The sequence below is a fragment of the Pseudomonas sp. NFX224 genome, from assembly GCF_048565165.1.
Lineage (GTDB): Bacteria > Pseudomonadota > Gammaproteobacteria > Pseudomonadales > Pseudomonadaceae > Aquipseudomonas.
On the sequence record NZ_CP183416.1, the window covers coordinates 4,024,794 to 4,045,050 of the forward strand.

Annotated in this window: 20 protein-coding genes, 1 tRNA gene and 1 pseudogene; 8 read left to right on the forward strand and 14 right to left on the reverse strand. The window is 59.4% G+C overall.

Annotation, left to right across the window (positions count from 1 at the left end):
* Nucleotides 1–76: 76 nt before the first annotated feature.
* The 6 genes from ACNYC6_RS18295 to ACNYC6_RS18320 all read right to left on the reverse strand — a co-directional run bounded on the left by ACNYC6_RS18295 (nucleotide 77) and on the right by ACNYC6_RS18320 (nucleotide 5,119).
* Nucleotides 77–679, reverse strand: a complete 603-nt coding sequence (locus ACNYC6_RS18295; RefSeq protein WP_419708578.1) for a 50S ribosomal protein L25/general stress protein Ctc — start codon at nucleotides 677–679, stop codon at nucleotides 77–79.
* Nucleotides 680–821: 142 nt separating this feature from the next.
* The gene (locus ACNYC6_RS18300; RefSeq protein ID WP_003171603.1) at nucleotides 822–1,763 is read right to left on the reverse strand and encodes a ribose-phosphate pyrophosphokinase; all 942 of its coding nucleotides are present in this window, start codon (nucleotides 1,761–1,763) and stop codon (nucleotides 822–824) included.
* Between the two features lie 45 nt (nucleotides 1,764–1,808).
* Nucleotides 1,809–1,883: transfer RNA gene (locus ACNYC6_RS18305), tRNA-Gln, on the reverse strand.
* 36 nt (nucleotides 1,884–1,919) lie between these two features.
* Nucleotides 1,920–2,771, reverse strand: a complete 852-nt coding sequence (ispE, locus tag ACNYC6_RS18310; protein ID WP_419708579.1) for a 4-(cytidine 5'-diphospho)-2-C-methyl-D-erythritol kinase — start codon at nucleotides 2,769–2,771, stop codon at nucleotides 1,920–1,922.
* Nucleotide 2,772: 1 nt separating this feature from the next.
* Nucleotides 2,773–3,390 (reverse strand): lipoprotein insertase outer membrane protein LolB, encoded by a 618-nt coding sequence (gene lolB, locus ACNYC6_RS18315; RefSeq protein ID WP_419708580.1) that lies wholly within the window; start codon nucleotides 3,388–3,390, stop codon nucleotides 2,773–2,775.
* Nucleotides 3,391–3,394: 4 nt separating this feature from the next.
* Nucleotides 3,395–5,119, reverse strand: coding sequence for a tetratricopeptide repeat protein (locus tag ACNYC6_RS18320; RefSeq protein WP_419708581.1), 1,725 nt, complete (start codon nucleotides 5,117–5,119; stop codon nucleotides 3,395–3,397).
* Nucleotides 5,120–5,331: 212 nt separating this feature from the next.
* Here ACNYC6_RS18320 and hemA point away from each other — a divergent pair, with 212 nt between their 5' ends.
* The 6 genes from hemA to ACNYC6_RS18350 all read left to right on the forward strand — a co-directional run bounded on the left by hemA (nucleotide 5,332) and on the right by ACNYC6_RS18350 (nucleotide 10,704).
* On the forward strand, nucleotides 5,332–6,621 hold the full coding sequence (gene hemA / locus ACNYC6_RS18325; RefSeq protein ID WP_419708582.1) for a glutamyl-tRNA reductase: 1,290 nt from the start codon (nucleotides 5,332–5,334) through the stop codon (nucleotides 6,619–6,621).
* A complete protein-coding gene (gene prfA / locus ACNYC6_RS18330) occupies nucleotides 6,618–7,700 on the forward strand; it encodes a peptide chain release factor 1 (protein ID WP_047533169.1) in 1,083 nt (360 codons plus the stop codon). Before hemA ends, prfA begins: the two co-directional genes overlap by 4 nt.
* Complete coding sequence (prmC, locus tag ACNYC6_RS18335; RefSeq protein WP_419708583.1) at nucleotides 7,701–8,531, forward strand: peptide chain release factor N(5)-glutamine methyltransferase; 831 nt, start codon at nucleotides 7,701–7,703, stop codon at nucleotides 8,529–8,531.
* On the forward strand, nucleotides 8,525–9,280 hold the full coding sequence (locus ACNYC6_RS18340) for a molybdopterin-synthase adenylyltransferase MoeB (RefSeq protein WP_419708584.1): 756 nt from the start codon (nucleotides 8,525–8,527) through the stop codon (nucleotides 9,278–9,280). The genes prmC and ACNYC6_RS18340 overlap by 7 nt, the downstream gene beginning before the upstream one ends.
* Nucleotides 9,273–10,064 carry a glutamate racemase gene (murI, locus tag ACNYC6_RS18345; RefSeq protein WP_419708585.1) on the forward strand — a complete coding sequence of 264 codons (792 nt, stop codon included), beginning with the start codon at nucleotides 9,273–9,275 and terminating at the stop codon, nucleotides 10,062–10,064. The genes ACNYC6_RS18340 and murI overlap by 8 nt, the downstream gene beginning before the upstream one ends.
* 121 nt (nucleotides 10,065–10,185) lie before the next feature.
* On the forward strand, nucleotides 10,186–10,704 hold the full coding sequence (locus ACNYC6_RS18350; protein WP_419708586.1) for an acyloxyacyl hydrolase: 519 nt from the start codon (nucleotides 10,186–10,188) through the stop codon (nucleotides 10,702–10,704).
* Between the two features lie 81 nt (nucleotides 10,705–10,785).
* Here ACNYC6_RS18350 and ACNYC6_RS18355 read toward each other — a convergent pair whose 3' ends face one another.
* The 7 genes and pseudogenes from ACNYC6_RS18355 to ACNYC6_RS18385 all read right to left on the reverse strand — a co-directional run bounded on the left by ACNYC6_RS18355 (nucleotide 10,786) and on the right by ACNYC6_RS18385 (nucleotide 16,788).
* Nucleotides 10,786–11,091 (reverse strand): YkgJ family cysteine cluster protein, encoded by a 306-nt coding sequence (locus ACNYC6_RS18355; RefSeq protein WP_338583007.1) that lies wholly within the window; start codon nucleotides 11,089–11,091, stop codon nucleotides 10,786–10,788.
* A gap of 279 nt (nucleotides 11,092–11,370) precedes the next feature.
* Complete coding sequence (locus tag ACNYC6_RS18360; protein WP_419708587.1) at nucleotides 11,371–12,153, reverse strand: SDR family NAD(P)-dependent oxidoreductase; 783 nt, start codon at nucleotides 12,151–12,153, stop codon at nucleotides 11,371–11,373.
* Nucleotides 12,150–12,257, reverse strand: a pseudogene (locus ACNYC6_RS18365) (nuclear transport factor 2 family protein); the annotation flags it as partial. The pseudogene ACNYC6_RS18365 and the gene ACNYC6_RS18360, both read right to left, overlap by 4 nt.
* 7 nt (nucleotides 12,258–12,264) lie before the next feature.
* A complete protein-coding gene (gene phrB / locus ACNYC6_RS18370) occupies nucleotides 12,265–13,710 on the reverse strand; it encodes a deoxyribodipyrimidine photo-lyase (RefSeq protein WP_419708588.1) in 1,446 nt (481 codons plus the stop codon).
* Between the two features lie 35 nt (nucleotides 13,711–13,745).
* The gene (locus ACNYC6_RS18375; protein ID WP_419708589.1) at nucleotides 13,746–14,687 is read right to left on the reverse strand and encodes a MerR family transcriptional regulator; all 942 of its coding nucleotides are present in this window, start codon (nucleotides 14,685–14,687) and stop codon (nucleotides 13,746–13,748) included.
* Complete coding sequence (locus ACNYC6_RS18380) at nucleotides 14,687–15,646, reverse strand: YbgA family protein (RefSeq protein ID WP_419708590.1); 960 nt, start codon at nucleotides 15,644–15,646, stop codon at nucleotides 14,687–14,689. The genes ACNYC6_RS18375 and ACNYC6_RS18380 overlap by 1 nt, the downstream gene beginning before the upstream one ends.
* Nucleotides 15,647–15,801: 155 nt before the next feature.
* Entirely contained in the window at nucleotides 15,802–16,788 is a 987-nt protein-coding gene (locus tag ACNYC6_RS18385; protein WP_419708591.1) for an NAD(P)/FAD-dependent oxidoreductase, read from the reverse strand.
* Nucleotides 16,789–16,985: 197 nt separating this feature from the next.
* Between ACNYC6_RS18385 and ACNYC6_RS18390 the strand changes: the two genes are divergently transcribed.
* Both ACNYC6_RS18390 and hemH read left to right on the forward strand, forming a co-directional pair.
* Nucleotides 16,986–17,888 (forward strand): TIGR01777 family oxidoreductase, encoded by a 903-nt coding sequence (locus tag ACNYC6_RS18390; RefSeq protein WP_419708592.1) that lies wholly within the window; start codon nucleotides 16,986–16,988, stop codon nucleotides 17,886–17,888.
* 13 nt (nucleotides 17,889–17,901) lie between these two features.
* Complete coding sequence (gene hemH / locus ACNYC6_RS18395; RefSeq protein ID WP_419708593.1) at nucleotides 17,902–18,924, forward strand: ferrochelatase; 1,023 nt, start codon at nucleotides 17,902–17,904, stop codon at nucleotides 18,922–18,924.
* A 58-nt stretch (nucleotides 18,925–18,982) separates the two neighbouring features.
* On the opposite strand, the gene ACNYC6_RS18400 is transcribed toward hemH, so the two are convergent.
* Nucleotides 18,983–20,257, reverse strand: coding sequence for a uracil-xanthine permease family protein (locus tag ACNYC6_RS18400; RefSeq protein ID WP_419708594.1), 1,275 nt, complete (start codon nucleotides 20,255–20,257; stop codon nucleotides 18,983–18,985).

Below are 20,257 nucleotides of genomic sequence, written 5' to 3' on the forward strand. Positions count from 1 at the left end.
ACTCCGCGTTCTCGCCCGCTTTCTCGCTACGCTCTAGTCCGCGATGTTTCCGGTCACTCCGGCGAACAGAGTGAAATTACTCTGCTGCGCCTTCTTCGGTAGCTTCTGGAGCAACACGTGGAGCGTGGACGTTGGCAACAGCCTTGTCATCGCCGTGTGCCAGAGCAACGAACTCAACGCCTTTAGGGGCTTTGAGGTCCGACAGGTGAATGATCGAACCGATTGCGGCGTTAGCCAGATCGACTTCGATGAACTCAGGCAGGTCTTTCGGCAGGCAGGAAACTTCGATTTCCGAAGTAACGTGCGAGATTTCGCCGCCTTTCTTGGTCGGTGCTTCTTCGTTGATGAAGTGCACTGGAACGATAGCGGTCAGTTTCTGGCCAGCTACTACGCGTACGAAGTCAGCGTGCATCACGTGGCCTTTGGCCGGGTGACGCTGCAGGGCTTTGATCACGACGTTCTGCTTGGTGCCACCAACGTTCAGCTCGATGATGTGGCTGTAAGCCGCTTCGTTTTCGAGCAGTTTGGCAACTTCTTTGGCCAGCATGCTGATGGATTCAGGGGCTTTGTCGCCACCGTAAACTACAGCTGGTACCAGGCTTGCGAGACGACGCAGGCGGCGGCTCGCACCTTTCCCCAGGTCGGAACGCACTTCAGCATTCAGAGTAAAATCGTTCATGTTGTATCTCCAAAATAACCACATTCGCCCCAGCGTTTGCGACCAGCGCTAAAGGCGATATGGGCAAAAAAGCCCCGCCCCGACAGGAATGCCGGGGCGGGGCGCTTTTCGTCAACGAGACATTTCGAGAAGGGCAGGGCCCTTAGCGGAACATCGCGCTGATCGATTCTTCATTGCTGATGCGGCGGACCGCCTCGGCAACTACCGGTGCGATATCCAGTTGACGGATACGCGCACAGGCTTGTGCTGCAGCGGACAGAGGAATGGTGTTAGTGACCACCAACTCGTCCAGCACGGAATTTTCAATGTTTTCGATCGCCCGACCCGACAGCACAGGGTGCGTACAGTAGGCGAAAACCTTGGCAGCGCCATGCTCTTTCAAGGCCTTGGCCGCGTGGCACAGGGTGCCGGCGGTATCGACCATGTCATCGACCAGAATACAGGTACGCCCTTCGACATCACCGATGATATGCATCACTTCAGAGTGATTGGCTTTCTCACGGCGTTTGTCGATGATCCCGAGATCCACGCCCAGGGATTTGGCAACGGCACGTGCACGCACGACGCCACCAATGTCCGGGGACACGATCATCAGGTTTTCGAAGCGCTGATCTTCAATGTCATCCACCAGAACCGGGGAGCCGTAGATGTTATCTACCGGAATATCGAAGAAACCCTGGATTTGGTCAGCATGCAGATCAACCGTGAGAACACGGTCGATGCCGACTACGGTAAGCATGTCAGCAACGACTTTCGCGCTGATAGCCACACGTGCGGAACGCGGACGGCGATCCTGACGGGCATAACCAAAGTAAGGAATAACAGCAGTAATACGAGTAGCCGAGGAGCGGCGGAAGGCATCAGCCATCACTACCAGTTCCATCAGGTTATCGTTGGTCGGAGCGCAAGTCGGCTGAATAATGAAAACGTCTTTACCGCGAACGTTTTCATTGATCTCGGCTGTAATTTCGCCGTCGGAGAATTTACCGACAGAGATGTCACCGAGAGGGATATGCAGCTGACGTACGACACGCCGAGCCAGATCGGGGTTAGCGTTCCCCGTAAAGACCATCATCTTGGACACGCGCAGTACCTAGAGGCTGAGGGTAACCTGGATGAGTATAGAAAATGGCAGGGGCGGCTGGATTCGAACCAACGCATGGCAGGATCAAAACCTGCTGCCTTACCGCTTGGCGACGCCCCTGTATCTGTTGCAACGATTACCCAGTAATCGGTTCCTTTAGAGCAGACTTTGCAGCTTGCGATGCAACATCGAAATGTTGCTTCCTTTTGCTACAAACCCTGTAAGGGTCTCTGTAAGAAGGGCCGAGACTTTATCAGCTTCAGCTTTGCTTGGGAAGCCCCCAAACACACAACTTCCAGTTCCGGTGAGTTTTGCTTCGGTAAATTTACCTAGCAAATTCAAAGCGTTACGTACCTCTGGATAACGCCTTGTTACCACCGGCAAGCAGTCATTACGACTGTTTCCCTTGGGAACGGGGCGCACTTTAATGGGCGGCGTGTTACGTGTCAACAACGGATCGGAAAAAATTTCTGCCGTACTTACAGAGACTTGCGGCACGAGCACGAGATACCACGGTTCCTCGGGGTCAACGGGTGTCAGTTTCTCCCCGACACCCTCGGCGAAAGCCGCATGACCGCGCACGAAAACCGGGACATCGGCGCCCAGCGTCAGGCCCAGCGCGGCCAGCCGGTCCTCGTCCCAGCCCAGTTGCCAGAGATGATTGAGGCCGAGCAGGGTTGTCGCAGCGTTAGAACTGCCGCCACCGATTCCACCGCCCATGGGCAGAATCTTGTCGATCCAGATATCAATGCCGAGCACGCAACCGGCTTGTTCCTGAAGTTTTTTGGCCGCCTTGACGATCAGATTGCTGTCGTGAGGAACGCCTTCGAATTCGGTGTGCAGGCGAATGACGCCGTCATCGCGCACGGTGAAAGTGATTTCGTCGCCGTAGTCGAGAAACTGAAACATCGTCTGCAACTCGTGGTAGCCGTCTTCACGGCGACCCAGAATGTGCAGCATCAAATTGAGTTTGGCCGGCGAGGGCAGGGTCAGGCGATTGGCTGGCATTTCACTGCCCCAATTTGCGCGGTTGCCAGGCTTTAATCACCAGCGTGACATCCAGGTCGGTGCCATGCAGCTTGATTCGCTCGGGCAACCAGTAGCCGTTTTGTTCGGTATAGGCGCTGTATTCCACCTGCCAGCCGTCTTGTTCAAGGCTGGCCAAACGGCTGTCGCCATCGAGCGTCAGGCGGCTTTTGCTGTCCGGAGCGGGAAGCCCGCGGACCCACCACGCCAGATTGGCAACCGGCAGCTTCCAGCCCATTTGTTCTTCAAGCAGGGCATCCGGAGAGGCGGCTTCGTAGCGCCCCTGATTGGCGACTTCCAGCGAAACCTTGCCCGGACGCCCGGTCAGGCGTGCCGCGCCGCGACCCAATGGACCGGACAGACGGATGTCGTAGTAATCCTGACGCTGCAACCAGAACAGCGTGCCGCTGCCCGAGTCTTTTGGCGCGCGAATGCCGATCTTGCCGTCGATCTGCCAGCCGTCGAGGTTGGTCAATTGTTGTTTGTGCTCGCGCCATTGGGCGGGGTTGCCGTGACCCTCGACCGATTCGCGGGCGCCGAAGCCCGCGCAACCGGCGAGCAGGGCGATGAAGCTGAAAACGATGATGTGGCGCAAAAACATAATCTTAAAGAGTCTCTGATCCGGTCAGGCGCTTGATGGTGCTGCGCAGGATTGGGCTGTCGGGTTGTTCCTTGAGGAACTTGCTCCAGATTTGCCTGGCTTCGCGTTGCTTGCCGTTAGCCCACAGGACTTCGCCCAGATGCGCGGCAACTTCCTGGTCGGGGAAGCGCTCTAGCGCCTTACGCAGCAGGCGTTCGGCTTCGTCGAGGTTGCCCATGCGAAAATTCACCCAGCCGAGGCTGTCGAGAACCGCCGGGTCTTCCGGGTTGATCTGGTGCGCCTGTTCGATCAGGGCCTTGGCTTCGACGTAGCGTGTCGTGCGATCGGACAGGGTATAGCCGAGAGCGTTCAGCGCCATGGCATTGTCCGGATCGCGCTTGATGATCAGACGCAGGTCTTTCTCCATCTGCGCCAGGTCATTGCGTTTTTCCGCCTGCATCGCGCGGGTATAAAGCAGGTTCAGGTCGTCCGGGTACTTTTGCAGTGCTTGTTGCAGAACGGCGAAGGCTTTGTCGGGCTGGTTGTTGGCGGACAGGGTTTCGGCTTCGATCAGGTACAGCTGGATCGCGTAGTCGGGTTGCTCGTCGCGCTCGGCTGCCAGTTTGCTTTGGGCTTGGGCGGTCTTGCCGTTGTTCATCAGAATGTCGGCCTGACGCAATTGTGCCGGCAGGTAGTCGTTGCCCGGGCCAACCTGGCCGTACTCGATCAGTGCGCCTTGCGGATCGTTGCGCTCTTCGGCGATGCGCCCCAGGTTCAAGTGCGCGGAGTCGACGTGGCTTTCCCGGGCGATCAAGTCCTCCAGGTAACCCTTGGCCTCGGTCCAGGCCTTGGCTTCCAGGCAAACGAGCGCCAGCGAGTAACGCAGTTCGTCGTCATCCGGGTATTGCTGCACCAGGCTCGAGAACTCGGCTTTGGCGTCATCCATACGGTCCTGTTCGACGAGCATGCGCGCGTAAGTCAGGCGCAAGCGTTTGTCGTCCGGGTACTTTTTGATGCTTTTTTGCAGCAGCGGCAAGGCTTCATCGCCGCGATCAAGGGATTGCAGCAGGCGAGCGCGCAGGAGGATCGGGGCAATTTCGCCGTCGTCCGGCGGATTGTCCTCCAGCAGCGCCAATGCTCCCTTGGAGTCACCATCCTGTTGCATCAGCAGGGCCTTGCCGAAAATCAGCTGGCCGTTGTTCGGGTGGCGCTGCAACAGCCGGTCGAAACTCTTCATCAAACCGTTGCGTGTGTCCTGGTCGGTGTCGGCGGCGGAGAGGGCGAGGAAGTCGAAATGGGTGTCGCCCTTGCCTTGCAGGACTTTTTCCATATAGACCATGGAGTCGTCGTAGCGACCGGCGCGTGCCAGCTGCACGGCGGCGGCCCGTTGCGCCTCAAGGTCGTCCGGGGCGTTTTTCGCCCAGATCAGCGCGGTATCCAGGGCGGCCTGATCGGCGCCCAGGTATTCAGCGATACGGAATGCCCGCTCGGAAATGCCCGGATCCTGCGTGTTGATGGCCTGGGTCACGTAGTTGTCCAGGGCAATGTCGAAGCGATTGCGCTGGCCAGCCAGTTCCGCGCTCAGCAGGCTGAAGACGGTGTCTTCACTGAATGAGCTGTAAACCTTGGGCTTTTCAGGTGCCGGAGTGCTGTCTTCAACCGCGGACGTACCGTCCGGCGACACGGGTGCCATGGCCTGGCAGCCGCTGAGGAAGACAAAAGCGAGGAGCAACGCGGAAGATCTATTCATATAGGAAGAGGACGACTAACCTGCGGTCGGATCATCATGACACAAGCTTTGGGCCAAACATAACCGGCCCGGCAATTTACCCGTACGCCAGGTAAACGAGAAGCGATCGCAGTCTGCAGTGCTTCCTAAAGGGGCGATAGATATCGAGTAGTTGTTCTCGATCTGACGAAGTAGGACAATTGCCGGCTTCACGTCACCACCAGCGACTTTGAATGGCCTTCCTTGCACTCGGTATTAACCACAAGACTGCTTCAGTAGACGTCCGCGAGCGCGTGGCCTTTACTCCTGAGCAGCTGGTTGAGGCCTTGCAGCAGCTCTGCCGACTCACCGACAGCCGCGAAGCTGCGATCCTCTCCACCTGCAATCGCAGTGAACTCTATATAGAACAGGATCACCTGTCGGCGGATATCGTGCTGCGCTGGCTGGCCGAATATCATCATTTGAGCCTCGAAGAGCTGCGCGAAAGCGCTTATGTGCACGAAGATGATGCGGCAGTTCGTCACATGATGCGCGTCGCCTCCGGGCTCGACTCGCTGGTGTTGGGCGAGCCGCAGATTCTCGGCCAGATGAAATCCGCCTACGCTGTGGCGCGCGAAGCCGGCACCATTGGGCCATTGCTCGGGCGCTTGTTCCAGGCCACGTTCAATGCCGCCAAGCAAGTGCGCACTGATACCGCCATCGGTGAAAACCCGGTGTCCGTAGCCTTTGCCGCGGTCAGTCTGGCGAAACAGATTTTCAGCGACCTGCAACGCAGCCAGGCTTTGTTGATCGGCGCCGGAGAGACCATCACCCTGGTCGCCCGCCATCTGCACGACCTGGGCGTCAAGCGCATCGTGGTCGCCAACCGCACGCTGGAACGCGCCAGCATTCTGGCCGAGCAATTTGGCGCCCATGCGGTGTTGCTGTCGGACATTCCGGCGGAACTGGTACGCAGCGACATCGTCATCAGTTCCACTGCCAGCCAATTGCCGATCCTTGGCAAAGGTGCGGTGGAAAGTGCGCTGAAGCTGCGCAAGCACAAGCCGATTTTCATGGTCGATATCGCCGTTCCGCGGGATATCGAACCTGAAGTCGGCGAGCTGGACGACGTTTACCTGTACAGCGTCGACGATCTCCACGAAGTGGTCGCCGAGAACCTCAAGAGCCGTCAAGGCGCAGCGCAAGCCGCTGAAGAAATGGTCTCGGTCGGTGCCGACGACTTCATGGTCCGCCTGCGCGAATTGGCGGCGGTCGACGTGCTCAAGGCCTATCGTCAACAGAGCGAACGCCTGCGTGACGAAGAATTGCAAAAAGCCCAGCGCCTGCTGGCCAACGGCAGCAGTGCCGAAGAGGTGCTGGTGCAATTGGCGCGTGGCCTGACCAACAAACTGTTGCACGCACCGAGCGTGCAATTGAAAAAGCTCTCTGCCGAAGGTCGCCTCGATGCGCTGGCGATGGCCCAGGAACTCTTTGCCCTCAACGAGGGCTCATCGGAAAGCTTTTCGGATAAGAAACCGCAATGAAAGCGTCACTGCTCAATAAGCTGGACATCCTCCAGGACCGTTTCGAGGAATTGACCGCCCTGCTTGGCGATGGCGAGGTCATTTCCGATCAGAACAAATTCCGCACCTATTCCAAGGAATACGCGGAAGTCGAGCCGATCGTCGAAACCTATAAACAGCTGCTCAAAGTGCAAGGCGACCTCGAAGGCGCCCAGGCACTGCTCAAGGACAGCGACCCGGACATGCGCGAGATGGCCGTGGAAGAAGTCCGCGAAGCCAAGGAACGCCTGGTCGAACTGGAAGCCAGCCTGCAACGGATGCTGCTGCCCAAGGACCCGAACGACGGACGCAACGTGTTCCTCGAAATCCGCGCAGGCACCGGTGGTGACGAAGCGGCGATTTTCTCCGGCGACCTGTTCCGCATGTATTCGCGGTACGCCGAGCGTCGCGGCTGGCGCGTGGAAATCCTTTCGGAAAACGAGGGCGAGCACGGCGGTTATAAAGAAGTCATCGCCCGGGTCGAGGGTGACAACGTCTACGGCAAGCTGAAATTCGAATCCGGTGCGCATCGCGTGCAACGGGTTCCGGCTACAGAGTCCCAGGGGCGCATCCATACTTCGGCCTGCACCGTGGCGGTATTGCCCGAGCCGGACGAGCAGGAAGCGATCGAAATCAACCCGGCGGATTTGCGCATCGACACTTACCGCTCTTCCGGTGCCGGTGGTCAGCACGTCAACAAAACCGACTCGGCGATTCGCATCACGCACTTGCCGTCCGGCATCGTCGTCGAGTGTCAGGAAGAGCGTTCGCAGCACAAAAACCGCGCCCGGGCGATGTCCTGGCTGTCGGCCAAGCTCAACGATCAGCAAACCAGCGCTGCGGCCAACGCCATTGCGAGCGAGCGTAAATTGCTGGTGGGTTCCGGTGACCGCTCCGAACGTATCCGCACCTACAACTTTGCCCAGGGCCGGGTCACCGACCATCGGGTCAACCTGACGCTGTATTCGCTCGACGAAATCCTCGCCGGTGGCGTCGATGCGGTGATCGAGCCGTTGTTGGCCGAGTACCAGGCCGATCAGCTCGCGGCGATAGGTGAGTAAATGACGATCATCGCCAGTTTGTTGCGCGCCGCCGATTTGCCCGACTCGCCCACGGCGCGTCTGGATGCCGAATTGTTGCTGGCGGCGGCGTTGGGCAAGTCCCGCAGCTTTTTGCACACCTGGCCGGAGCGCATCGTGCCAAGCGAAGCGGCGCTGACTTTCGCCGAGTATTTGCAGCGCCGCCGCGGTGGTGAGCCGGTGGCCTACATTCTGGGTCAGCAGGGCTTCTGGAAGCTCGATCTGGAAGTGGCGCCGCACACGCTGATTCCGCGCCCGGACACCGAGTTGCTGGTGGAAGCAGCGCTTGAACTGCTGCCTGCCACGCCCGCAACAGTACTTGATCTGGGTACCGGCAGCGGCGCCATCGCCCTGGCCCTGGCCAGCGAACGTCCGGCGTGGACAGTCACTGCCGTGGATCGCGTGCTGGAAGCCGTTGCCCTTGCCGAGCGCAATCGCCAGCGTCTGCATCTGAACAACGCCACGGTGCTGAGCAGCCATTGGTTCAGCGCATTGGAAGGTCAGCGTTTTCAACTGATCATCAGCAATCCGCCGTACATCGCCGCTACCGATCCACACTTGGTGGAAGGTGACGTGCGCTTCGAACCGGCCAGCGCTTTAGTGGCTGGCGTCGACGGGCTCGACGATCTGCGGTTGATCGTCGCCCAGGCGCCGGATCACCTTGAGGCCGGTGGCTGGCTGATGCTTGAGCACGGTTACGATCAGGCCGAGGCGGTGCGCGATCTGCTGCTGTCCCGCGGTTTTGAAGAAGTCCACAGCCGCACCGATCTGGGCGGTCATCAACGTATCAGTCTGGGACGCCTGCCATGCTGAATGACCAGGAATTGCTGCGCTACAGCCGGCAGATTCTGTTGCAGCACATCGACATCGACGGTCAGTTGCGACTGAAGGAAAGCCGTGTGCTGATCGTCGGTCTCGGCGGCCTTGGTGCGCCGGTGGCGCTGTATCTGGCGGCGGCGGGCGTTGGCGAGTTGCATCTGGCGGACTTTGACACGGTCGATCTGACCAATCTGCAACGCCAGATCATCCACGACACCGACAGCGTCGGCATGACCAAGGTCGATTCGGCGATCAAGCGCCTTAGCGCCATCAATCCCGAGATTCAACTGGTCGCCCATCGCGCGGCGCTGGATGAAGACTCATTGGCTGCTGCCGTGGCGGGGGTGGATCTGGTTCTGGACTGCTCCGACAATTTCTCTACTCGCGAGGCGGTTAACGCCGCTTGCGTGACGGCGGGCAAGCCGCTGGTCAGCGGTGCGGCGATTCGCCTTGAAGGGCAATTGTCGGTGTTCGACCCGCGCCGTGCCGAGAGCCCGTGCTACCACTGTTTATATGGGCACGGCAGCGAAGCCGAATTGACCTGCAGCGAGGCCGGTGTTGTCGGTCCGTTGGTAGGATTGGTCGGCAGTTTGCAAGCACTCGAAGCGCTGAAGCTGCTGGCCGGTTTCGGCGAGCCGCTGGTGGGGCGCCTGTTGCTGATCGATGCGTTGGGCTCGCGATTCCGTGAGCTGAGGGTCAAGCGTGATCCGAAATGCAGTGTTTGTGGGCCCAAGCATGCGTGAAGCGCCGATTGGCGTGTTTGACTCCGGCGTCGGTGGGCTTTCGGTGCTGGCCGAGATCCAGCGTTTGTTGCCCAACGAATCGCTTCTGTACGTTGCCGATTGCGGGAACATTCCCTACGGCGAGAAAACCCCGGAATTCATCCAGCAGCGTTGCAGCGTGATGGCTGATTTTTTTCATCGCCAGGGCGCCAAGGCCTTGGTGTTGGCCTGCAACACGGCAACGGTTGCAGGCGTTGCCGACTTGCGCCGCGATTACCCTGAATGGCCCATCGTCGGCATGGAGCCCGCGGTCAAACCGGCCGCCGCCGCAACTCGCAGTGGCGTGGTCGGTGTGCTGGCCACCACCGGCACCTTGCAAAGCGCCAAGTTCGCGGCGCTGCTCGACCGTTTCGCCACGGATGTGCGAGTCATTACCCAGCCCTGCCCCGGGTTGGTCGAGCTGATCGAGAACGGCGATCTGCACAGTCCTGCGTTGCGTCAGTTGCTCGAAAGTTACGTCGGGCCGCTGCTCGGCGCAGGCGCTGACACCATCATCCTGGGGTGCACCCATTACCCTTTCCTCAAGCCGCTGCTCAAGCAGATGATCCCCGATGACATCAGCCTGATCGACACCGGCGCCGCAGTCGCGCGTCAACTTCAGCGCCTTCTGGCCGAGCGCGAATTGCTCGCCGATGGGCCTGCTCGTCCTGCGCAGTTCTGGAGCAGTGCCGATCCGGTTCATTTCGCAAATATATTGCCGATACTGTGGAATAACGCTGGGGTTGTGCGAAGCTTTGAAGGGTAGGCAACTACTGCTGGGGCTTTGAAAAATTGGGGTGAACTTCTGATAAATCGCCGACTTCTATAGCTGTGAGTGTCGAGCAACAAAAATACCAAACGAAATCGTTCGGAAAAGGAAGTTTCTAATGAAGCGACTATTCTGTTTGGCCGCGATTGCGGCTGCGTTGATGGGGCACAGTTTCACTGCACAGGCGGCAGGCGTTGAGTTCGCGGTCGGTCAGACCGGCGAATCGACCATGACTTATCGTCTGGGCATGCAATTCGATTGGGACAAAAGTTGGTGGCAGAGCGACGTCGGTCGATTGACCGGTTATTGGAGCGGTGCTTACACCTATTGGGAGGGTGACAAAACTTCCGGCAACAACAGCCTGTCGTTCTCACCTGTGTTTGTTTACGAGTTTGCTGGCGAGAACGTTAAACCGTACGTCGAACTGGGCGTTGGCGTGGCGGTGTTCTCCGACACTGAAATCGAAAACAACGATCTCGGTAGTTCGTTTCAGTTCGAAGACCGTTTTGGTGTTGGCCTGCGCTTTGCGGGCGGACATGAAGTCGGGGTTCGTGCAACTCACTATTCCAATGCCGGGCTCAGCAGCCCAAACAATGGGGTAGAGAGCTACGCGTTGCATTACACGATGCCGTTGTAAGCACCACCGCTCCAACAAGTTGCCAAAATTCCTGTGGGAGCGAACCTGCTCGCTTCCACAGGAAACAAGCTGGTTTCAGCTTTAGCGATACGCCGTCGAAATCCCCTGGCGCTCATCAATGCATTCAGGCGCGCCCATTTCGAACTCCCGGCAAATCAGCGGGCGTTTTTCGTAGATGGTGCACATCATCGTGTCGCGATCCAGCGCGGCGCACCAGCCGTCATCCAGGCGCAGCATGACTTCCCCGCCCCAATCGTCGGTATCAATGTACCGCTCGGGCACGCCAGTGTCGGTGATCAGCATGACTTCGAGTTGGCAGCAGCAGGCTGCGCAAGTCGAGCAGGTGACTGCCGGCTCAGCGATTTGCGTGTGGGGAATGGTTTTCATGGCGCGCAGTGTAAGGCAGTCGATCAGTGCTGTGTGAAAGCACTGACGGACGCTCAGTCGCTGGCGTCCCGGCCGAGTTGAAACAAACCGGCATTGGCCAGGCGTTCAAGCATCGAAGCGGCCGAGCAAAGGTACGGTAATCGCCGAAGGTGAAAGCAGATTGCGACGCTGGGCGAAGAGGCTGTTGAGGTTGTTGCCGTTGTATTCAAGACCGCAGGCTGCGTTTGAGCAGGTAGACGCTGATCAGCCCCGAGAGGCTGCTGCCGATGATGGCAATGTTCACGGCTGGTCCATGATCGGTGGGTTGCTGCGCACCATACGTTTGCCAATTGCCAGTTTCATCCGGCCGGGTAATTTCGACATTGGCCATAGGGCGGCCGTGAACATCCCCGGGAAGGCGATCTCCAGCGGCCGATTCTTGAGTTTGGCGAAGATGTGTCGCGCGGCCTTGTCCGCTGCCCAACTCAGGGGCATGGGGAAGTCGTTTTTCGCCGTCTGCGGCGTGTCGACGAATCCGGGGCTGACCACGGTAACTTCAATGCCTTCCGGCGCCAGGTCGATGCGCAGGGACTCGAACAGATAACGCATCCCTGCCTTGGAAGCGCCATACGCCTCTGCCCGCGGCAGCGGCAGGTAGGTGACCGAACTCGCCACACCTACCAGGTGCGGGGCGATTCCTGCTCGCAACAGCGGCAAAGCGGCTTCGATGCAATAGCTACTGGCGAGCAGGTTGGTGCGCACGACATGCTCAATGATCGAGGCATCGAACTGCTTGGCATCCACGTACTCGCACGTACCCGCATTGAGTATCACCGTGTCCAGAGAGCCCCAGTCCTCAGCTATCTGCTCACCGATTTCACGCACGGTCTGGCTGTTGGTCAGGTCGCCTGCCATCACCAGCACTTGCCCCGGATAGCGCTGAGCCAAGACTTTCAGCGGGGCCAGCGACCGAGAGCTGACGGCCAGATGGGCACCGGTTTTCAGGATTTCCTCGGCCAGCGCAGCACCTATGCCGCTGCTGGCGCCGGTCAGCCAGTAACGTCGTGGAGGTGTAAGACTCATCCCATTCTCCTTTTCAGCCACGCAATCGCACGACCCATTTCGGGTAAATGTACATAAAGCAGTGCCCCGGCATCGAAGTGATCCCGATGGCAATAAACTTTGTCGCAGGAGCTATTCATGCGGGCTTCCGGCATGCTGCCGCGCTGGCAGGTTCTTGAATGCCGCCAAGGCGCGTGCGCGGGACGTATTGAGGTCGACTATCGGAGACGGATAATCCGCCACGCCGAACAAACCGGTGAGATGGGCCGGGTTGTGCACTTCTTTTTTGCTCAGCCCGGACAGTTCCGGCAGCCAGTGTTTGATGAACAGGCCTTCGGCGTCGAACTTTTCCGATTGGCTGAGCGGGTTGAAAATCCGGAAGTAAGGGGCGGAGTCGGTGCCGGTGGACGAACTCCATTGCCAGCCGCCATTGTTTGCGGCTAGGTCGCCATCGATCAGGTGCCGCATGAAAAAGCGTTCGCCTTCACGCCAGTCAATCAACAGATTCTTGGTCAGGAACATCGCCACGACCATGCGCAGGCGGTTGTGCATCCAACCGGTTTCCAGCAATTGGCGCATGGCGGCGTCGATGATCGGCAACCCGGTGCGGGCCTGCTGCCATGCTGCAAGCTCTTCGGGGGCGTGGCGCCAGGCCAGGGCTTCGGTTTCCGGACGGAAAGCGCGATGACGGGAGACCCTTGGGTAGCCGACCAGAATGTGTTTATAGAACTCGCGCCACAGCAGTTCATTGATCCAGGTGACGGCACCAACCTTGCCGCTTTCGAATTCGCCCTGATTGCTTTGCAGGGCAGCGTGCAGGCATTGGCGCGGCGAAATCACCCCGGCAGCGAGATAGGCCGAGAGCTGGCTGGTGCCGGGTTTCGCCGGGAAGTCGCGTTCACTCTGGTAGTAGTCGATCTGAGCGTCGGCGAAGGTATCGAGCCGGCGCCGGGCTTCGGTTTCACCGGCGGGCCAAAGCGCTTGAAGGTTGGCGCCAGGCGTTTCGAAACCCTTGATGCTGGCCGGTATCTCATCGTTGGGGATACCCAGCGGTGCTTGAGTCATGGGGGTGCTGACCAGGCGTGGCAGAGCGTGATGCAGTCGCTCGTAGCAAACCTTGCGGAACTGACTGAAGACCTGAAAATAAGTGCCGGTTTTGGTCAGGACACTGCCAGGTTTGAACAGTAATTGATCAAGGTGGCTGTGAAACTCAATGCCTTGGGCGCTCAGTACTTCGGCAACCGTGGCGTCGCGGCGGGTTTCATGGATGCCATATTCTTCGTTGACGTGCACGCCATGGATGTTCAGTTGCCGGCAAAGATCCAGCAATACCTTCGGCGCGTCATCCCAGCGTGGGGCCTTGCGGATCAGCAATGGAATGTTCAGTCGGTCCAGCGCCTGGCTCAGTTCTTTGAGATTGCGCAACCAAAAGTCCACTTTGCACGGCGCATCGTCGTGTTCCAGCCATTGCTCCGGGCTCAGCAGATACACCGCCACGCTCGGGCCAACCGCAGCGGCGGCCGAGAGGGCAGTGTTGTCGTGTAGGCGCAAATCGCTGCGCAGCCAGATCAATTGCATGTTGACGTCCGTACCAGTCATTGAAAAAAGAGCCATTAAATGAGCCGACGCTGAACGAGTACCTGGTGTGCCAACAACGGATCTTCGGCCAGGTACAAATCAGCAATTTCTGAAGTTTTTACGGACAGCTCGGCGTGGTGGATGCACACCGTTGGTCCGGCAATCATTTTTGGGCAACTGACGTTGCTCAAAAGTTTCGGCAACTGCGAAAGGTTTATGGCTTTGCTGGAATACAGCAGTACGCCGCGTGGTTGCAGATAGTCGACCGCCAGCGCCAGTTCTCCCGCAGGCAGTGGCCAGTCGAACACTTCCACCGGGCAATCAGCGCTGCTGACCAACCAGGCCGTGAGCCACAGGTGGGGTTCCAATGGCAGGTCCGAGTGGTTGATCAACAGCAATGGCGCGGTGTGTAACTGTCGATTGTTATGGTAGATGCGTGCACCGAATTTGCTGCGCAGCCAGGAATAGAAAAACCCCCGTTCCATCTGCGCGCCGAACTGACCTTGCCAGCGTTGCTCCAGCTCCGTCAGCAATGGCATCAGTAGTTGCTCGCACAAGGTCCGCGGCGGATAGAGCGCCATGGCCTGGTTGACGGTGTCGTCCAGCGCACGCTCGGTGAGTTTGGTGACCGCCAGCAGCAACGTCTGGCGTAGCCGCTGCCAGTCGTTTTCCACTGGCTGGTTAAAGGCTTGTGGAGTATCCAGCAATTGCTTGACCTGGCTGACGGCCACGCCACGGTTGAGCCAGGTAAGGATCGTCAGGATGCGTTGCACGTGCTCGGCGGAAAATAGCCGATGTCCCTTGGGCGTACGTTGCGGCACGATCAGGCCATAGCGCCGTTCCCACGCACGCAGGGTGATGGCGTTGACGCCGGTCTGACGGGCCACTTCACGGATCGGCAACCAGCCGTCATCGAGGGCCTTTTTGAAGTCGGCGCCCAAGTCCTCGCGGGCACTGCTGTCGAGTCGTTCTTTCATTAGATTGCGTTTCGCAGGCTGAGGTTTTCCGGGTGCGGTTGCAGGTAAACCTGTTGCGCGATGTACGGATCCGGATGTTGGCGAAAGTGATGCTTGAGCAGCGTCAGCGGCACCACCAGCGGCACGATGCCGTGGCGGTACTGGCCGATGACGTGTTGCACTTCCTGTTTGTCTTCAGCGCTGATTGCTTGTTTGAGATAACCGCTGAGGTGCTGCAGGACATTGGTGTGGGTGCGGCGCGTGGCGCACTTTTTCAGGGCGGCCATCAGCTCACTGAAATAACATGGGCCAAGTTCCTGCGGATCGGTGCCCCCCATGTTGCCCAGCAGTGCGCCCAGGGTTTTGTATTGCACCGGGTTGTGGGCCATCAACAGGTACTTGTAGCGCGAATGGAAATCCGTGAGGCCGCGACGGCTCAAGCCTTGATGCAGCAATTGCTGCCAGGCGCCGTAGGCAAATACACGGGTGAGGAAGTTTTCCCGGAGCACCGGGTCGTTGAGCCGGCCGTCTTCTTCCACCGGCAAATCAGGATGCAGGGCGCAGAAGGCGTGGGCATAGATGCCTTGGCCACCACTGTCGAGCGCTGCGCCGTTGGCATGGTAGACCTTGACCCGCTCCAGACCACAGGACGGAGATTTCTGCATAAAGATGTAGCCGCAGATATCGTCAAGCTCAGCCGCCATTTGCCGACCGTAAGCGGCCAGTGGCCGGGTGACGTTGAGCTGGTGATCAACCGTGCTGACGGCGTCGGGGTGATCCGGATCACCCACCAGCCGGATCGGCTGGCGCGGAACCCCCAGGCCGATGGCGACTTCCGGACAGACCGGCACGAAATCGAAGTAATCGGTCAGGATGCGGCTGCACAGTCGCGAAGCCTTGTGCCCGCCGTTATAGCGCACCTCGGCGCCCATCAGGCAGGCGCTGATAGCGATTTTCGGTTTGGTGGCGAGCAGCGACATTGAAGACACCTCGAATCAAAATCTGTACAGAGCATCAGCGCTGTACAACATAACTTGATCTTAGATACGAAGCTATACAAGTCAAATTTTATGTATAGGTTTTTGCCGGGCTGCTGTCCGGGTAGACAGCAGCAATTCTCTTGAACTGATGCCGGTCACTGCAAGTGCTCATGCAGGCGGCGAGCGGCTTCCTGGCCGCTGAGCCAGGCGCCTTCGACACGTCCGGACAGGCACCAGTCGCCACACGCGTAAAGGCCCAGGTCGGCATCGGCCAGCGTGCCCCATTCATGGCTGCTGGCAGGGCGGGCATAGAGCCAGCGATGGGCGAGACTGAAGGTCGGCGCGGGCATGGAGTCGTGCAGCATTTCGGCGAACGCACCGTGCAACTGTTCGATCACCGCTTCTTTTGGCAGGTCGATGTGCTGGCGGCTCCAGGCACTGGTGGCGTGCAGCACCCAGGTGTCGAGGGTGTTGTCGCGTCCGGGTTTGCTGCGGTTGCGCGCCAGCCAGTCCAGCGGGCTGTCTTGCACGAAGCAACCTTCCATGGGCGTATCCAGTGGGGTTTCGAACGCCAGCGCGATGGCCCAGGTGGGGTCCATTTTCACCCCGGCGGCGGCCCCGGCGAGCTTCGGTGCGGAGGCCAGCAGCGCGGTCGCTTGCGGAGCCGGCGTGGCGATCACGACGTGACTGAACGGCCCGTGGGTGAAGCCTTCGGCATCTTGCAGATGCCAGTGTTCTTCACCGCGATAGACCTCGGTGATCCGGCAGGCGAAATGCACTTCGAGGTCGCCGAGCAGGGCGCGGGTGATGGCGCTCATGCGCGGTGTACCGACCCAGCGGGTCTGTTCGTCCGGCGACAGGCTGAGTTGGCCACCATGGAAGGTGTACAACTGCGGCGTCCATTCGGCCACCCAGCCGTTGGCTTGCCAGCGCTGGACTTCGGTGACGAAGCGACGGTCGCGGGCGGTGAAATATTGCGCGCCCATGTCCAGCGCACCTGCATCGCTGCGCTTGCTCGACATACGTCCGCCACTGCCGCGGCTTTTGTCAAAAAGTTGCACGACATGCCCTAGGTCAGTCAGGGCTTGTGCGGCTGAGAGCCCGGCGATGCCGGTGCCGATGATTGCGATAGGTACAGTCATAAGGGCCTCGTTTACCTTTCTGTACAGACTACGCCGGGGTTTAAACCTGTACAATATTGTTTTTTGGTATAACTTTTAGCGTTCTCGTTCCGACAGCTTGACCTATTGTTAAACACAGAGCCTGCCCGATATCAAAGATCCCTTGCTTATAAAAATAGACTAGTGATCAGGGTAAAACGCCACGCGAGGAAGAAGTCATGCACATATTGCTGACCGGCGGTACTGGTTTGATAGGACGTCAGCTCTGCCGACACTGGTTGAGTCAGGGCCATCGCCTCACAGTCTGGAGCCGCACCCCGGCAAAAGTCGCCAAAGTCTGCGGAGCTCAGGTGCGAGGCATTGCCCGGTTAGAGGACATCGGACAGGAGACGGTCGATGCCATTATCAACCTGGCCGGCGCACCCATTGCCGATCGCCTGTGGACGCACAAGCGCAAAGCCTTGTTGTGGAGCAGCCGCATCACCCTGACTGAAACTTTGCTCGCCTGGCTCGACAGTCGTGAGCAAAAACCGCAGGTTTTGATTTCGGGATCGGCGGTCGGTTGGTACGGCGATGGTGGCGAACGTGAGCTGACCGAGGACTCGCCCCCGGTGATCGACGATTTCGCCAGCCAGTTGTGCATCGCCTGGGAAGAAACCGCACAGCGCGCCGAAGCCTTGGGCATTCGCGTGATCCTCATCCGCACCGGGTTGGTGTTGTCTGCCGAGGGCGGCTTTTTGTCGCGCCTGCTGTTGCCGTTCAAACTGGGGCTGGGCGGGCCGATTGGCAATGGTCGGCAGTGGATGCCGTGGATCCATATCAACGATCAAATCGCCCTGATTGATTTTCTTCTGCATCGCAATGAAGCCGTCGGTCCATATAATGCCTGCGCACCGAAGCCGGTGCGCAACCGCGAGTTTGCCAAAACCCTGGGCAGCGTATTGCACCGTCCGGCGTTCATGCCGATGCCGGCCTTTGCGTTGAAGGTCGGTCTGGGCGAGTTGTCGTTGTTGCTGCTGGGTGGCCAACGGGCCATGCCAGTGCGCTTGCTGGAAGCGGGATTCACATTCCAGTTCACTGATTTGCGCGCGGCATTGGACAATCTTTCCAGCCGCCTCTGAAATAGGACGTTGCATGACCGATCACGCGTTGCTTCTGGTCAACCTGGGCTCTCCTGCCTCCACCTCGGTGGCGGATGTGCGCAGCTACCTCAATCAGTTTCTGATGGACCCGTACGTGATCGACCTGCCATGGCCGGTGCGGCGTCTGTTGGTGTCGTTGATCCTGGTCAACCGTCCCAAGCAGTCGGCCCATGCCTATGCTTCGATCTGGTGGGAGGAGGGCTCGCCGCTGGTGGTGCTGAGTCGTCGCCTGCAACAGGCCATGACCGCACAATGGAAGCACGGGCCTGTAGAGCTGGCGATGCGTTACGGCGAGCCTTCCATTGAGTCGACGCTGCTGCGTCTGGCGGCGGCGGGGCACAAACGCATCACGCTGGCGCCGCTTTATCCACAGTTCGCCGACAGCACCACCACCACGGTGATCGAGGAAGCCAGGCGTGTCGTGCGCGAGAAAAAACTCGATTTGCAACTGTCGGTGCTCCAGCCGTTCTACGATCAGCCGGAATACCTCGACGCCTTAGTGGCCACGGCCAAGCCCTATCTGCAACAGGATTACGATCATCTGCTGCTGAGCTTCCACGGTTTGCCTGAGCGGCACCTGACCAAACTCAACCCGGGCCACAGCTTCGAGGGCGGTGGCGATTGTTGCGCCGGTGCGCCGCCGGAAGTGGTCGCGACCTGTTATCGCGGCCAGTGCCTGCGTACTGCAAAGGAATTTGCCAAGCGCATGGGCCTGCCGGATGGCAAATGGTCGGTGTCGTTCCAGTCGCGTCTGGGGCGCGCCAAATGGATTGAACCCTACACCGAGGCACGCCTGGATGAACTGGCCAAAAACGGCGTGAAGAAGGTCTTGGTGATGTGCCCGGCGTTCGTCGCTGATTGCATCGAGACGCTGGAGGAAATTGGTGATCGCGGGCTGGAACAGTTCCGCGAAGCGGGAGGCGAGGAGTTGGTGCTGGTGCCGTGTCTCAACGATGACCCGCGCTGGGCGCATGCGTTGAGTGCGTTGTGCGAGCGCGCGCCGCTGGTGCTGTAGGAAAGCGAACGGTGGCGAGGGAGCAAGCTCCCTCGCCACAGGCGTATCGCGTGAAGCGCTAGATCAGCGGCTCATCCGCTTTCTTGTGCTTCCAGCTGTCATTGCCCGGCAGGATCAGGTTCAGCGCAATCGCCACCACCGCGCACAGCGCGATGCCTTTGAGGCCGAAATCATCTGGACCGGTGCCGGTGCCAACCAGCACACCACCAATCCCGAACACCAGGGTCACCGAGACAATCACCAGATTGCGCGCTTCGCCCAGATCAATCTTGTGGCGGATCAGCGTGTTCATGCCAACCGCGGCAATCGAGCCGAACAACAGGCACAGAATCCCGCCCATCACCGGCACCGGAATGCTTTGCAGCAGCGCGCCGAACTTGCCAACGAACGCCAGGCTGATGGCGAAAATCGCCGCCCAGGTCATGATTTTCGGGTTGTAGTTCTTGGTCAGCATCACCGCGCCGGTCACTTCGGCGTAGGTGGTGTTGGGCGGGCCGCCGAACATGCCGGCTGCCGTGGTGGCAATGCCGTCACCGAGCAGGGTGCGGTGCAGGCCGGGCTTCTTCAGGTAATCGCGTCCGGTCACGCTACCCACGGCAATCACACCGCCGATGTGTTCGATGGCCGGCGCCAGAGCTACCGGTACGATGAACAGAATCGCCTGCCAGTTGAATTCCGGCGCGGTGAAGTGCGGGATGGCGAACCACGGTGCAGCGGCAATCTTCGCCGTGTCGACCACGCCGAAGTAGAACGCCATGCCAAAGCCCACCAGCACGCCGGAGATGATCGGTACCAGGCGGAAAATGCCTTTGCCGAACACTGCGACGATCAGGGTGGTCAGCAGCGCGGGCATCGAGATCATCATCGCCGTCTGGTAATGAATCAGCTCGCTACCGTCGCCAGCCTTGCCCATCGCCATATTGGCGGCAATCGGCGCCATGGCCAGGCCGATGGAGATGATGACCGGGCCGATCACCACCGGTGGCAACAGGCGATCGATGAAACCGGTGCCTTTGATCTTCACGGCCAAGCCGAGGAAGGTGTAGACGAAGCCGGCCGCCATCACGCCGCCCATGGTCGCGGCGAGGCCGAACTGGCCCTTGGCGAGAATGATCGGCGTGATGAAGGCAAAACTCGATGCCAGGAACACCGGCACCTGACGCCCGGTGACGATCTGGAACAGAATCGTTCCCAGACCTGCGGTAAACAGCGCCACGTTCGGGTCGAGGCCGGTAATCAGCGGCATCAACACCAGGGCGCCGAAGGCCACGAACAGCATCTGCGCGCCGGACAGCACCGTGCGCCAGAGCGGATCGTTGAACTCTTGCTGCAT